At 43.3% G+C, this 13,920-nt stretch carries 13 protein-coding genes; 10 read left to right on the forward strand and 3 right to left on the reverse strand.

The features are described 5' to 3' along the window. Positions 1–28: 28 nt before the first annotated feature. The 7 genes from HUJ21_RS01880 to HUJ21_RS01910 all read left to right on the forward strand — a co-directional run bounded on the left by HUJ21_RS01880 (position 29) and on the right by HUJ21_RS01910 (position 7,076). Entirely contained in the window at positions 29–409 is a 381-nt protein-coding gene (locus tag HUJ21_RS01880; RefSeq protein WP_291366859.1) for a hypothetical protein, read from the forward strand. Positions 410–506: 97 nt separating this feature from the next. Then, on the forward strand, positions 507–3,485 hold the full coding sequence (secDF, locus tag HUJ21_RS01885; protein ID WP_291366860.1) for a protein translocase subunit SecDF: 2,979 nt from the start codon (positions 507–509) through the stop codon (positions 3,483–3,485). Between the two features lie 143 nt (positions 3,486–3,628). After that, on the forward strand, positions 3,629–4,303 hold the full coding sequence (locus HUJ21_RS01890) for a hypothetical protein (RefSeq protein WP_291366861.1): 675 nt from the start codon (positions 3,629–3,631) through the stop codon (positions 4,301–4,303). A 79-nt stretch (positions 4,304–4,382) separates the two neighbouring features. Next, entirely contained in the window at positions 4,383–5,636 is a 1,254-nt protein-coding gene (gene metK / locus HUJ21_RS01895) for a methionine adenosyltransferase (RefSeq protein ID WP_291366862.1), read from the forward strand. A 118-nt stretch (positions 5,637–5,754) separates the two neighbouring features. Then, positions 5,755–5,982, forward strand: a complete 228-nt coding sequence (locus tag HUJ21_RS01900; RefSeq protein WP_291366863.1) for a DUF1572 family protein — start codon at positions 5,755–5,757, stop codon at positions 5,980–5,982. After that, the gene (locus HUJ21_RS01905) at positions 5,945–6,271 is read left to right on the forward strand and encodes a DUF1572 family protein (protein ID WP_291366864.1); all 327 of its coding nucleotides are present in this window, start codon (positions 5,945–5,947) and stop codon (positions 6,269–6,271) included. The genes HUJ21_RS01900 and HUJ21_RS01905 overlap by 38 nt, the downstream gene beginning before the upstream one ends. 43 nt (positions 6,272–6,314) lie before the next feature. Next, the gene (locus tag HUJ21_RS01910; RefSeq protein ID WP_291366865.1) at positions 6,315–7,076 is read left to right on the forward strand and encodes an EcsC family protein; all 762 of its coding nucleotides are present in this window, start codon (positions 6,315–6,317) and stop codon (positions 7,074–7,076) included. Between the two features lie 2 nt (positions 7,077–7,078). Here HUJ21_RS01910 and HUJ21_RS01915 read toward each other — a convergent pair whose 3' ends face one another. Continuing rightward, positions 7,079–8,170, reverse strand: a complete 1,092-nt coding sequence (locus HUJ21_RS01915) for a Gfo/Idh/MocA family oxidoreductase (RefSeq protein ID WP_291366866.1) — start codon at positions 8,168–8,170, stop codon at positions 7,079–7,081. Positions 8,171–8,172: 2 nt separating this feature from the next. Further along, positions 8,173–8,775: a hypothetical protein gene (locus HUJ21_RS01920; RefSeq protein WP_291366867.1), complete on the reverse strand. Its 603-nt coding sequence runs from the start codon at positions 8,773–8,775 to the stop codon at positions 8,173–8,175. 317 nt (positions 8,776–9,092) lie between these two features. Between HUJ21_RS01920 and HUJ21_RS01925 the strand changes: the two genes are divergently transcribed. The 3 genes from HUJ21_RS01925 (at position 9,093) to gap (ending at position 11,963) form a co-directional block, all read left to right on the forward strand. Continuing rightward, the gene (locus HUJ21_RS01925; protein WP_291366868.1) at positions 9,093–9,836 is read left to right on the forward strand and encodes a hypothetical protein; all 744 of its coding nucleotides are present in this window, start codon (positions 9,093–9,095) and stop codon (positions 9,834–9,836) included. Between the two features lie 34 nt (positions 9,837–9,870). Beyond that, positions 9,871–10,455: a VTT domain-containing protein gene (locus tag HUJ21_RS01930; protein WP_291366869.1), complete on the forward strand. Its 585-nt coding sequence runs from the start codon at positions 9,871–9,873 to the stop codon at positions 10,453–10,455. Between the two features lie 515 nt (positions 10,456–10,970). Beyond that, on the forward strand, positions 10,971–11,963 hold the full coding sequence (gene gap / locus HUJ21_RS01935) for a type I glyceraldehyde-3-phosphate dehydrogenase (RefSeq protein ID WP_291366870.1): 993 nt from the start codon (positions 10,971–10,973) through the stop codon (positions 11,961–11,963). A 3-nt stretch (positions 11,964–11,966) separates the two neighbouring features. Here gap and HUJ21_RS01940 read toward each other — a convergent pair whose 3' ends face one another. Continuing rightward, on the reverse strand, positions 11,967–13,580 hold the full coding sequence (locus HUJ21_RS01940) for a VCBS repeat-containing protein (RefSeq protein ID WP_291366871.1): 1,614 nt from the start codon (positions 13,578–13,580) through the stop codon (positions 11,967–11,969). Positions 13,581–13,920 lie beyond the last annotated feature (340 nt).

Here is a 13,920-nt window from a genome sequence, read left to right on the forward strand (position 1 = left end):
TGAAAATTCTTTTTTATATTTGCGGCCCATGGTAAATGACTGGAAACATAATAGGTTGATACGGGAAAGGCTGACACTGCTAGTGGTCATGCTTTTTTGTGTCTTTGTTTCTTCCTCTCAATTTGCGGTTGATATTGATGTAAATGCCTCCGGTGTTGATATACAACTAGATTTAAATGGGGGTCAGGAAGAGGAGCCTTCACAGGGTGAGGACCAAACTTTCATCCATACGGCCATTGATGCAGTGGTACCCTTTGTTTTGGTTGTTTTTGACCATGCCTACCACTTTATTTATGAGATTGCCGGAGCCGAAAGCCCCAAAGTAAATTTTTACCTGAACGTAGAACCATCTTACAATCATTTATTTGAAATTCTTTTTGAGCAGATCATTTCGGTTAATGCTCCCTAAGCAAATCTTTTTCTTTCCATTATTTCTACATCCTTCGGATTACCCTTGGATACGTAGATCATTCCTTAGTTAACAAACAAATAATTAATCAATAACCATGAAAAACAAAGGTATTATCGTTTTTTTAACGGTGGTCATTACGGGATTATGCCTGTACTATCTATCCTTTACCCTGGTATCCAACAGTGTTCAGGAAAAAGCCACTACTTATGCAACCGACGAATCGGGCAATATAGACTTTGACAAAAGGCAAACATATCTGGACTCTGTATGGAGAGAGCCCGTGTATAATTTTCTGGGCATTCCCTTTACCTATCAGGAAGTAAAAAACACAGAACTGGGCCTGGGTTTGGATTTACAGGGAGGCATGCATGTAACCCTGGAGGTATCTCCCATAGAGATTGTAAAAGGCCTTGCCGGTGGAAGTAAGGACCCGGAGTTTAACCAGGCGGTAGAAATGGCAAGAGAACGGGCTAAAACCGAAAATGACCTGTTTGTCAATCTCTTTTATCAATCATGGCAAGAACTGGCCGGTGACCGGCAGCTGAACACCATTTTTGCCACTGCGGCAAACAGGGGCCGAATCTCATTGGAATCTTCTGATACGGATATCCTCAATATCATCGATGACGAAGTGGAAAATGCCATTGACCGCTCTTTCAATATTCTAAGAACGCGGATTGACCGCTTTGGTACTTCGCAACCCAATATTCAGCGGATCCAAAATACCGGAAGGATTCAAATCGAACTTCCTGGTGTAGACAATGCAGAGCGGGTAAGAAGTCTGTTACAGGGAGTGGCAAAACTTCAATTTTGGGAAGTAGCTGAAATAGACCAATATGGCGATGCCTTACAGCAAGTCAACGCATTTTTGGTGGAAGAGGCGGCAAGCCAAAAGGCAAATGCAACCGGTGCAGATACCAATGCCCTGGCAGATACTACCGATTTGGAAAGTGATCTGGCAAGGCAACTGGCAGAAGGAGGCTCTGAAACTGACTCTCTGGGTACCAGTGTTTCTCCTCTCTTTTCTCTATTGAAAGCCAATTATGGCCTTGTATACGAAGTAAGGGACACCATGGCTATCAATCGGGTTTTCAACAGAGAGGATGTGCAGGCCCTGTTGCCAAGAGACATTCGTTTCATGTGGTCGGTTAAACCTCAAGTTCAGGATGGAATGGAGTTATTGGAACTGCATGCCATCAAAGCACCGAGAGGAACAGACCAGGCACCTTTGGAAGGCGATGTAATCACAGATGCAAGACAATCGCTGGACCAAACTTCCAGGCCTGCCGTTAGCATGCAAATGAATGCTGAAGGAGCCAGGAACTGGCGACGACTGACTGCAGAAAACATAGGCAACAGAATTGCGGTGGTCCTGGACAATTACGTGTACACCGCTCCTACGGTACAGGGTGAAATTCCTTCAGGCCAATCAGAAATCACGGGTAATTTTACCATGGAAGAAGCCAAGGATTTGGCAAATATTCTTAAATCCGGTACACTACCAGCGCCTACCAACATAGTAGAAGAAGCGATAGTCGGGCCTACGCTGGGCGTGGAGGCAAGAAATCAAGGTATCAATTCCATGATTGCCGGTTTGGTCCTGGTGGTGTTGTTTATGGTAGCCTACTATTCCAAGGGCGGTTTGGTGGCCATTGCTGCCTTGCTCTTCAACATCTTCTTTATTCTGGGTATTCTGGCCCAATTGGGCGCCGCGCTAACGCTTCCGGGCATAGCGGGTATTGTACTGACCATCGGTATGTCCATTGATGCGAATGTATTGATTTTTGAAAGAATCAAGGAGGAGTTGAGAAACGGAGCAGGCATTTTGCAGGCGATTAGCAGTGGTTATGACAAGGCATTTAGTGCCATTCTTGACTCCAATGTCACTACTTTTCTTACCGGTGCCATATTGTACTCCTTAGGCCAGGGACCTGTCAAAGGTTTTGCCATCGTATTAATGATCGGTATTGCATCTTCCTTTTTCTCTGCTGTATTTATTACCCGGGTTATTGTGTACTGGATGAGCAAAAAAGGAGAGAAGAGTACCATCTCTTTTGCTACCCCCTTCACCAGGAACTTATTGTCCAACCTCAATATAGACTTTTTGGGCAAAAGAAAAGTTGCTTACCTGATCTCAACTTCCATAATCATCATAGGTATGATCCTGGCCCTCACTTCCGGTTTAAAATTTGGAGTGGACTTTACAGGAGGACGATACTATATCGTGGAATTCAATGAACCTGTGCCTGCGTCTGAACTAAAAGTGGGTCTGGACAATGAATTTGCCGGGTCTGTGGAAGTTAAAACCTATGGAGCCAACAATATCCTAAAGGTAACCACCTCCTATCTTGTCAATGAAGACAATGAAGAGGCCAACAGAGAGGTGGAAAACAGGATAAAAGAAGGTATTGCCAGTGTGACCGGTTTCAATTTTATTGAGGATGCCAACCAAATGTCCGATGGGGCTTTTGCTATCACCGGGTCCAATAAAGTGGGTGCCACGGTAGCTGATGATATCAAAAACTCCTCCCTGGAGGCCATGTTTTTTTCATTGGTAGCCATATTCCTCTACATACTGCTGAGGTTTAGAAAATGGCAATTTTCTCTGGCGTCGATTGTCGCATTGATACATGATGCCATGTTTGTGGTGGCAGCTTTTGCCATTGCAAGTGCCTTTGGAGCCACATTTGAAATCGACCAGGTATTTATAGCTGCCATGCTGACGGTAATCGGTTATTCCATCAACGATACCGTGATTGTATTTGACCGGATCAGAGAAAACATCGAAAATCGGGGTACAGGCAAGCTGGTAAAAATGTTTAATGATGCCATAAACCAAACCATGGGCAGGACCCTGATTACTTCTGCCACCACACTTATAGTGGTATTGGTCTTGTTAATTTTTGGCGGTGAGGTGTTGAGAGGATTTTCCTTCGCCTTATTGATTGGGGTTTTGGTTGGTACTTATTCTTCCATTTACATCGCTACTCCGGTGGTAGTCGACCTGATGAAGCGGGAATTGACCAAAGATCCCGATACCCCGACTCCGGCACCAAAGAAAAAAGTAGCCTGATCCATCACAATTTATCTGAAAATAAAAGTCAGTTCCCTGGGGACTGGCTTTTTTTTTGTTTTAAATGCAAAATAAATACCCTGAACGGGGTATTGCCTGCCTAAGCTCTCTGTTTTAAATTGCATCAAATTTAAAATCTATCGATGCAATTGTCTTTTTATTTCATAGCCTTACTTTTGGGTATTCTGTTTTCCGGAATTTACCTCATCATAGGATCTGGTCAAAAAGAGTATAAAAGAATTAACCCCCTTGTATTGTTGATATTGATAACCGGATTGCTCTCTGAAGCCATCTGGAACTATACATTGGCAACCGGAAAGTACAACTTCCTGATTTACAATATTTTATATGTTTATCTGAGACCTGCAGTAATGCTCCTGCTTTACAGCCAATTGCCCTACAGTTGTCACCTGCAAAAAAAGGTACTGCCCACCATTGCTGGATTTTTATTGCTTGGGTTGGTGATCAGCCGGTTTTTTCAATCCATTTTCACCGATATCCAGTCTTACACTTACCTGATTGGCCATGGTTTGGTATTGTTCTACAGCCTTATTTTTTTCAAGGATATTTTGGTGCAAAGTAAATTCAAAGACACCAATTTGCTTTCCCTTCCTTATTTTTGGATGGCTACTTTGGTATTGTTTTCATTTGGGGAAAGTTATATATTTTTCATTCTCACCTATTATTTCCCCAACCTGGGCACCTATGGCATGGGTCATGTATTTCAATGGGTACAGTTTTTCGGAGGAATGATGTACCTGTCTTTCGGGCTTTCCTTTTACGCTCCCCTGATTTTTAATCGACGATATAGCTACTAAGTCAGCGTTAAGTAAAAAAATAATTTTTAATTTTAGCCATTAGATGTAGCTTTACGGCTTAATTTTAAAAACGCTTTGTATGTCTTATTTATTTACTTCGGAATCGGTTTCCGAAGGGCACCCCGATAAAATTTCAGATCAGATATCAGATGCTATCATAGACCATTTTTTGGCTTTTGACCCCAATTCCAAAGTGGCTTGCGAAACTTTGGTTACCACAGGTCAGGTAATACTGGCAGGTGAGGTCAAGTCGAACACCTATCTGGATGTACAAAAAATTGCCAGGGACGTGATCAACAGGGTAGGCTATACCAAAAGTGAATACATGTTTGATGGCAGCTCCTGTGGAGTTTTGTCTGCCATTCATGAACAGTCCCCAGACATCAACCAGGGTGTGGATCGAAGTAATCCTGAAGAGCAGGGAGCCGGGGATCAGGGCATGATGTTTGGCTATGCCATTAATGAGACAGAGAGTTTTATTCCACTGGGATTGGACCTGTCACACAAGCTTTTAAAAGAATTGGCTGTCCTGCGAAGGGAAAATGACCAAATCAAATACCTCAGACCGGACTCCAAGGCACAGGTGACGATTCAGTACAGCGATACCAATGTTCCAGAAAAAATCAATACCATTGTGGTTTCCACACAGCACGATGATTTCGATGAGGAAAGTCAGATGCTGGAAAAGATCAAAAAAGATATCATTGAGATCCTTATTCCCAGGGTAAAAGCCCAATTGCCCCCTTCCATTCAAAAGCTGTTCACCGAGGAAATCACCTACCATATCAACCCAACAGGGAAATTTGTTATTGGTGGGCCTCATGGCGATACCGGGCTTACGGGAAGAAAAATTATAGTAGACACCTATGGCGGCAAGGGAGCGCATGGTGGAGGGGCCTTTTCAGGTAAAGATCCTTCCAAAGTGGATCGCTCAGCAGCCTATGCTACCCGGCATATTGCCAAAAATATGGTGGCTGCAGGAATAGCAGATGAAGTTTTGGTCCAGGTGTCTTATGCCATTGGTGTGGCCAAACCCATGGGACTTTACGTGCATACCTATGGCACTTCCAAGGTGAATTTATCCGATGGAGAAATTGCCGGAAAAATAGAAAAATTGTTTGATATGCGACCTTTTGCCATTGAAAACCGCCTGAGGCTCAGGAACCCTATTTATGAGGAAACAGCTGCTTACGGGCACATGGGACGGGAGAGCGAAGTGGTTTCCAAAACATTTTTCTCACCCGACAAGGCTTCCATTACACTGGATGTGGAACTCTTTACATGGGAAAAACTGGACCATGTGGACAACATTAAAAAAGAATTTGGCCTTTAAACAAAAGGTTAACGAATAATAAAAAGGCAACCCGTCAGGTTGCCTTTTTTTATTTCAATTATAAGGGTAAATTGAAGTGTTGTTAAAATTTTCCCTACCTGATTTACTCCATTCAATCATGAACCACACATCCAACTATTTGAAAAGTAGCCTCGACCTTTTGCATTCGTATAAAAACCTGGGGGAAAAGGCCATGGAACAAGTCCCTGAAGAAAAGCTTTTTTGGCAATATAACGAAGAAAGCAACAGCATGGCAACCATCGTCAAGCACCTTTCGGGAAACATGCATTCTCGCTGGACTGATTTTTTTGACCACAGATGGAGAAAAACCCTGGCGGGAGCGTGATGGAGAATTTGAAAATGACATCAAAAACAGGGACGAGATGATGCAGGTATGGGAAAAGGGATGGAAGGTGCTTTTTGATGCGCTGGAACCCCTTACTGAAGCCGATTTTGAAAAAACGGTTTTTATCAGAAATGAGGCCCATACCGTTGTCGATGCCATCAACAGGCAAATTGCCCATTATGCATCCCATATAGGACAATTGATCTATTTGGGAAAAATGCTTGCCACAGGCCCCTGGAAAAGCCTGAGCATCCCAAAGGGACAATCAAAAACATTCAAAAAGCCTTAATGAATGTATATAAAGCAATAAAACCAAACTACCACAGCAATCCATGTCAACAACCGAATCCAATCCCGAAATTCTCTATGAAAACCTGGCCTACCGGGACCTGATGACCTGGTTACAAAAGACCAAAAAAAAACCCTCTTTACTAAACCGGATGACCAAAGGAACACAAAGGTCTATCAATAACCTGATACCTGAAAAAATCCATAAAGCCATCACCTACGCCATAGAGAAAATGGTCAAAGGGGTCCTGAGCGGAAATGAATACATCGGGCCCAAGGCCTACACCATCGACCGATTAAGCTTGAGGGAATACAAAGCACGAAAAAGTATAAAGCTATATACCAAAACAGCTTCTGTGGAAGGAGCCCTAACTGGTGCCGGAGGTATATTGCTGGGTTTTGTAGATTTACCCGCTTTTCTGGCCATCAAAATGAAAATGCTATTTGAAATAGCAGCAGCTTATGGTCACAATGTACGAGATTACAAGGAGCGGGTGTTTATACTGTACATTTTTAAATTAACCTTTTCCAGCCAGAAAACCAGGAATGAAACCATAGTAGATTTGGAAAACTGGACAGCCCATGCCCAAGCCTTGCCGGACAACCTGAATGATTTTGATTGGAGAAATTTCCAACTGGAATACAGGGACTACATGGACCTGGCCAAACTCGCCCAGCTGATTCCCATCATTGGAGCAGGGGTAGGTGCCATTGCCAACTATAAATTGAGTCAACAACTGGGGCAAATGGCCATAAATGCTTACCGTCTGAGGTATTTTTTAGATAAAAAAAACGGCAAACCGTAAGTTTATTTCAAATATACCCGCTCACCTTTTTTCGCACTTTCCTTTGCCGCATCCAGGATTTCCACTACTATCATGTTGTTTTCCAGGGAGGAAAGGTCTCGGGCCTCAACTTTTACCTTGCCTCTGACCACAGCAGCCAAATAAGAAAACGGATCATCATAAGGATAAGGCCTTGGGGATAACATTTCTGTCTTTTCCTGATTTTCACCCGTTTCCCTGCTGATCAATCGGGTATTGTTACTGGCAATTAAATAGCCAGTGCTACCATATACTTCCATGTCCTTCCTGCTAAAAGGCCAATTCCAGGAAGCCTGAATGACACCCTGGGTTGTGGGGTAGTCCAATAAAATGGTGGCTTCATCATCCACTTTAGGATAAATATGGGGCTTGATTTGCTTGAGTTCAGCGGTTACAGCAACCGGCTTTTGCCCATCCATCAGCCAGGTCATCAGGTTGGCACCATAGCAGCCAAAGTCTATCACCGCGCCTCCGCCATTTAAAACAGGATCTGTGAGCCAATCCAAAAACTCCTGATTCACACCAATTTCCTTTGGCCCTTCATGGCCATCATTGATCACTACTCTTCGCAATGGTCCGATGACTGAATTATCCTTCACCCGCTCTTTAACTTCATGGTTGCTCGCATACCAGGTGGTTTCATAATTGGTAAGCAAATGAATATTGTGCTCTCTGGCCAGGGCTTCCATTTTCTTTGCATGCTCCATGCTTACCGCCAAAGGCTTCTCTACCATCACGTGAATCCCAAGCGGAGCACAGGCCTGAACGACTTCCAAATGTTCGTAAATGGAACCAAATGCCGTTACGGCTTCCGGCCTTACCTTTTCAAAAAGGCTTTCCATATCCTTGTAAACCAAATCCATGCTTATGTCATGGCGGGACAAATACCTCTCGGCCAGATCGGTATTGGGCTCCACGATTCCAACAATTTCAATATCTCCTTTATCTTCCCTGCCCAGGATCCAATTGACATGGGAGTGGGTAAGACCGACAACGGCAATCTTTACAGCGTCCTGTCCCATTGAATGATGCAGGCTTAACAGGCTGGTCATCAGTACAAATATCCATTTTTTCATACTCAGTTATTTTTTAAGGGTTGAATGATTCTTTGAAAGAATCCGGTTCCATTCTTTTTTCTTTTCTCTCTTGCTTTGATCCGGCGATTTTTTTTCTGCTGTTTCCCTTTGACCAATACGGACCTGGCAGAAATACCCACCTGACCACTATACCAGGGTTGTCTGCCGGCAATATTGATGTTGGGCTTGTAATCTACGGAAAAATTTACACCCAAAGCAGTAAACTCCAATCCTGCGATCAGGTCCAGTCCCAACATGGTATTGCCATAAGTTTGAATAATCTGCATGGATTCCGGTATTTTTTCCTGGCTTTCTCCTATACCCAATGAGATGCCTGCCCCGTAATAGTAGTTCAGTCTTTTGGTCAATATCGGGCGGTGTTTTTGAAGCAAGGCATGAAAGGTGCTGTTGACATTAAAATCAGATTGCAATATGCCTTCTACTGTCAGTCCCTTTTGAATGCGCTGCTGCACAGAAAGTCCGATGGTCCGGTATTGATTGTTATTGCCGAAACGCAATCCTAAAGAACTTCCATAACTTTGTCCAAAAGATTCACCCGAAGAAAATAATAGAAATAAAAATAAAACCAGATTAAATTTTTGCATGAGCTGCCAGTAAATTTGAGACTTCTCCAACAAAAAACCAGCCAAATGAACAAAAAAATGATGGCATTAAGCGCAATAGGTTAAAATAACCAACTGATTGTATTCCATAGAACATATTTCCATTTCATTTAACGGAATAAGGAAGAATTGCCTGAATAGATCTATTGCGAAAAGCAATTAAATAATTAAATTGAAAGTAAATCCAATGAAATCGACACGATTAAAATCATCATTGCCCGGAGTTTAATGATGATTTTAATCGTCAAAGATTCCATTTGGCCTCTAAAAGAAAATTACAAACACATGAAACCCTTCTTATGAAAACTTTACTTATTCTATTTCTTGTTGCTTTGGGTACTTTTGCAAGTGCCCAGGACCTGGAAGGTGCCTGGAAACTTACCCATCAAAATGGTGACCCTGTCACTGAGCGGGAATTTATTAAAATCTATCAAGACGGTTATTTTGCCTTTGGCGCAAAAGAAATTGCGGGCAATAAATTTCTAATGGCAGGGGGTGGAAACTACAAATTGGAAGGGAATTCTTATGATGAAAAGTTGGATTTTTTGACGCTGGACCCCGAGCAAGTAGGTACCACCAATACCTACACCCTGGATTTTGCCAATGGACGAATGGTTATTTCCGGAAAAATAAAAGGTGAGGACTTGATTGAAATATGGGAAAAAATATCTTCCAAAGAAGATGAGCTAACCAGAAACTGGGTGATTACCGGAAGAAAAAGAGATGGTGAAATATCAAAAATGACTCCGGGAGCAAGGAGAACAGTAAAAATATTGAGTGGGGGCAGGTTCCAGTGGATAGCTTTCAATTCTGAAACCAAAGAATTTAGTGGTACCGGAGGGGGAACTTATGAAGCGGTTGATGGAAAATACACCGAGCATATCACCTTTTTTTCAAGGGACGACAGTCGGGTAGGTGCCTCCCTGAATTTTGATTATGAAGTGATTGATGGAGAATGGCACCACAGCGGCTTAAGCTCAACGGGCAACCCCATTTATGAAATATGGTCACCCTACGAAGATGCCTACCAGCCCAACAAATAGAAGTTGAACATTTTTCCCAAAAGTAGAAATCCTGATGGGTGAATTTATCGCTGACGATAAGAGAAAATTTCTCGTCTCCAATGTATTGAAAGGATTCTTCTATCTGGCCATTTTGCTGTTCCTTTTTCTCTTATTGAGGCAATTTAGCAGTGAAGAGGAAAGGTACTCCTGGTTTGGTGGCATTTATGATGATGCAGTACTGATCATGGGTATTTTTGTTTTGTCGGAAATACTCTTTGGTATTATTCCTCCGGAAGTTTTTATGTTATGGTCTCTGGAAACCTCCCTAATAGGACCCTATCTGACCAGTATTGGGATACTGTCCGTCATTTCTTACGCTGCAGGGTTTTTAAATTTCAATCTGGGCAAGTGGGTGAAAAATAAAAAGTGGATCAGCGGACTCCGGTTTCCCCGATTGCAAAGATATTTAGGTCTTTTTGAAAAATATGGCGGCTACCTGGTCGTGGTTGCCTCCATTAGTCCTTTACCTTTTTCTGCCATATCCTTATTGAGTGGCATGGGTGGACTGGAAACAAAGAAATACCTGCTATTGAGTTTGTTTAGAATATTAAGGTATTTTGTTTACGGTATCCTACTGGCCGGCTTGGGCAATCTTTGAATACCCGGCTTTGCTTACAAACCTGAGTTCGACTGAATTTCGTTAAAAAACCGTCATTCCGAGGCTTAGAGAGGGTTTTGTGCGGTGAAAGCCGTGGGAATCTCTGGCCAAACGAGACTGCGAACCCTTTCCCAGCGCCTATACCCACGACAAAGGGTTCGCAGTGACGATTCAATTGGTTTTTATTGACGATCTTAATTCAAACTCAGGTTACAAGGTAAATATTTGGTTTAACCCGGATTATGCATTAGCCATTCTACACCGGGACGCACTCGTATTGATACAGGTAATCGCTTCAGAATCACCCGGCAAGGTAATGATCCCGGCTTCACCTTTGCAGGGGAGTCTACAGGCAGCCTGATTGTATTGCACTTCCTGTCCTTTTTGACAAAGGTCAGTCTATATTGAACCCAAGGGTATAATCCGCCTTAGAACAGGGTTAATATTCAACCCTTTTTTAGAATTTATATGGTCTTTGGACAAATTCTTTCCTATTTTCGAAGCAGATTTCAATCATGAAGAAAAAACGAATAGCGGTTAATGGCTGTGGAAGAATCGGCCGTTTGACCATCAAGTTAATATTGGACAGCCCTGACCTGGAATTGGTAGCTGTAAACGACCTTACCGACCCTAAAACGCTTGCTCATTTGCTGCAGTATGACTCCATACACGGCAAATACGGCCAACGTATCGTTGAAAAGGGAGGCAATATTCATATAGGAGACAAGGTGATTCGGATTTTTGCAGAAAAAAACCCGCTTTTAATCCCCTGGAAAGACCTGAATATAGATGTAGTTTTTGAATCTACCGGAAAATTTACCGATCGGTCTGGTGCCGAAATGCATCTTAGGGCAGGCGCAAAAAAAGTAATCATTACCGCCCCACCAAAATCTCAGGATGTACCCATGGTGGTATTGGGGGTAAATGAAGCCATTTTGAAAGGTGATGAAGACATAGTATCCAATGCTTCCTGTACTACCAATTGTCTGGCACCCATGGTTAAAGTGCTGGATCAAGCTTTTGGGATAGTCAAAGGGTATGTATCCACTGTTCACTCCTATACAAATGACCAAAACCTGCATGACGCTCCCCATAGGGATCTTCGTAGGGCCAGGGCAGCTGCTTATTCCATTATTCCGACCAGCACCCATGCTGCAAAAGCCATGGAGATCGTACTGCCTGAACTTAAGGGAAAAATTGAAGCATCTGCCATGAGGGTGCCAGTCCCGGATGGTTCATTGACCGACTTGATAGTATTGTTAAAACAGGAAACCAGTGCCGCATCCATTAACCAGGCATTTCTGGAAGCCTCCCAAAACAGGTTTAAAGGAATCATCGAATATGCAGAAGACCCTCTTGTTTCGATAGATATTGTGGGCAATCCCCATTCTTGCATCCTGGATTCGGGATTAACTTCTTCCATGGGAAACCTGGTCAAGGTAGTGGGCTGGTATGACAATGAATCCGGATATTCCAACCGGCTGGTGGAGTTGGCAAGCAGACTATAGTCATTATCTGAGGTCGTTTTCCAACCAGAGAAAGGGCAATGAACCCTCCACCCATTTATCAAAGTAATCGGAATAATCTGTACCAAATACCATGGAGCCCAGCAGTATATCCAGATCGCCATCTCCATCCATATCCCCTACGTCCATGGCCATCCAGCGCCCTTCGGCCGCAGCCGGAAAGGTACTGGCCTCAAAATCCATGGAGCCCTGATTTTCCAGATAAACAAAACTTTTTTCAGGTGCATTTTCGTAATCAGGGAAAAAGGAAATAGCGGCAATATCCACATCCCCATCCTGGTCAAAATCGGCTGGAACAGCCTTATAAGCACCATTCAAAGGATAGAAAAATTCCTCCCTGAACCTGTTGTTTCCGTCATTGATAAATATCCTGATCCCGTGATAGGGTTTTGCGATAGGGTCATAATCTGCATTGTCACCATTGGTGTAAATGATGTCCGGATGGCCGTCCTCATTGAAATCAAAAAGTTCGAAATAACTGGATCCGTAACTGGCTGGAAACCTCAGCACAGTTTCTTCTACAAAATTCCCATTTCCCTGATTATAATAGATGAAAATTCCCTCATCGCCCTGCCCAAACAAGGCGATGATATCCTTCTTGCCATTGTTGTTCAGGTCCCTTATGTAGGCTTTGGTTGCCCCTGGTTTTTGGCGCAAAATACGCTTAAGGTAATTCCCGTTTTGATCTTGCTTCCACCAAGCCAGGCTGCCTGTTTGTTTGCCATATTCACAAATAACCATGTCTTCAAGTCCATCCCCATCCAGATCCCCTCTATCCATATGCACCGGACGTTGCAGGTTGCGGGCCAGTATAGTTGTGGGCTGACCCGGACCATTTGGCAAGCGCATCACATAGCCCAGGTCCATGTCTGTGGGATTAAAAGTCCCGATTACCAGGGCATAATCATGCCGCTCACCTTCGTGGATCCATACCGTTCCCTCCGGACTGGGAGCTGTTTTTTGGACCTGAAACTTACTGTTCATGATGGCGAGGGCAGACCTTCCCACATCACTGATATAAAAGCGGTCCGGGCCACTGATATGCACCATCAATGTCATGGGGTTTCTGGTCTGGTTATCTGGTCTCCTCAATGAAAATCCTTCCAATCCTATCCGGATATCATTTTCCCCGGGCCCATCCAGTTTATCGGGAGCCTTTTCCAAAAAGTAGGCGCTTATTTTATTAAAAACCAAAGTGTCTATAGTAGGAGACTCCGGAAAAACATTGTTTCTGGCTACAATCTGTCCTGCCCTGCCTCCTTCCATTAACCAATCTCTGGTGGTATCATCAGCGTATATTCCATAATAATGGCCCATTCTGGGTAAGATGGTTTTCCAGGTTTCCTTGTCCAGAAGTGCTGGATCAGGATACTGGTGACAGCCTGTGCAATAACTTTTAGCCAGGGTAACAGCCGGCTGGTCGATAGGATCTGGCCTTTTTTGAAAATCGCTCTTTTTTGGTTGCCTTTCCTGATTTTCCCCTGTTTTTTCATTAGAGCTATTGGTACAACCACTTCCTATCAGGAAGAAAAGACAAACCTTGAATAGTAATGGGAAAATATTGACATGAAATCGCAAGGAATGGTAGCTAATTGACATGTTTGCAAGCACTGCTTATGCAGCTTTTTTATTCATGGTTTCCGTAACTTAAATTCGCCTCCGGAACTGGATTTTTTTTACCTTACGAAGATAAGGCATAGCCTGCAAAGAAATTGGGTTTTGCCTTTTTTTGATAGGTTTCCCTTTTAAAACCAGTGGATCATCAATCTCAGTGCATTTTGTGTCAGACCCATAGCCCGACCAAGCTTTGCCGAACGCATGTATTTTGCCTCTGTTGGGAATCAGAATTTAACCCCAAATATCCGTTGGAATTTCTACTGCGGACTTAAAGCACTTCAAAATCAGCCGCATCGCTCCACTTTTCGGGTTCAGCGTAGGG

Source organism: Cyclobacterium sp. (genome assembly GCF_014762705.1).
GTDB lineage: Bacteria > Bacteroidota > Bacteroidia > Cytophagales > Cyclobacteriaceae > Cyclobacterium.

Excerpts from the sequence above, each read along its gene's own strand:
- HUJ21_RS01880 (WP_291366859.1), top strand. The coding sequence starts at position 29 with ATGGTAAATGACTGGAAACATAATAGGTTGATACGGGAAAGGCTGACA.
- secDF (WP_291366860.1), top strand. The coding sequence starts at position 507 with ATGAAAAACAAAGGTATTATCGTTTTTTTAACGGTGGTCATTACGGGA.
- HUJ21_RS01890 (WP_291366861.1), top strand. The coding sequence starts at position 3,629 with ATGCAATTGTCTTTTTATTTCATAGCCTTACTTTTGGGTATTCTGTTT.
- metK (WP_291366862.1), top strand. The coding sequence starts at position 4,383 with ATGTCTTATTTATTTACTTCGGAATCGGTTTCCGAAGGGCACCCCGAT.
- HUJ21_RS01900 (WP_291366863.1), top strand. The coding sequence starts at position 5,755 with ATGAACCACACATCCAACTATTTGAAAAGTAGCCTCGACCTTTTGCAT.
- HUJ21_RS01910 (WP_291366865.1), top strand. The coding sequence starts at position 6,315 with ATGTCAACAACCGAATCCAATCCCGAAATTCTCTATGAAAACCTGGCC.
- HUJ21_RS01915 (WP_291366866.1), bottom strand. The coding sequence starts at position 8,170 with ATGAAAAAATGGATATTTGTACTGATGACCAGCCTGTTAAGCCTGCAT.
- HUJ21_RS01920 (WP_291366867.1), bottom strand. The coding sequence starts at position 8,775 with ATGCAAAAATTTAATCTGGTTTTATTTTTATTTCTATTATTTTCTTCG.
- HUJ21_RS01925 (WP_291366868.1), top strand. The coding sequence starts at position 9,093 with ATGAAAACTTTACTTATTCTATTTCTTGTTGCTTTGGGTACTTTTGCA.
- HUJ21_RS01930 (WP_291366869.1), top strand. The coding sequence starts at position 9,871 with ATGGGTGAATTTATCGCTGACGATAAGAGAAAATTTCTCGTCTCCAAT.
- gap (WP_291366870.1), top strand. The coding sequence starts at position 10,971 with ATGAAGAAAAAACGAATAGCGGTTAATGGCTGTGGAAGAATCGGCCGT.
- HUJ21_RS01940 (WP_291366871.1), bottom strand. The coding sequence starts at position 13,580 with ATGTCAATTAGCTACCATTCCTTGCGATTTCATGTCAATATTTTCCCA.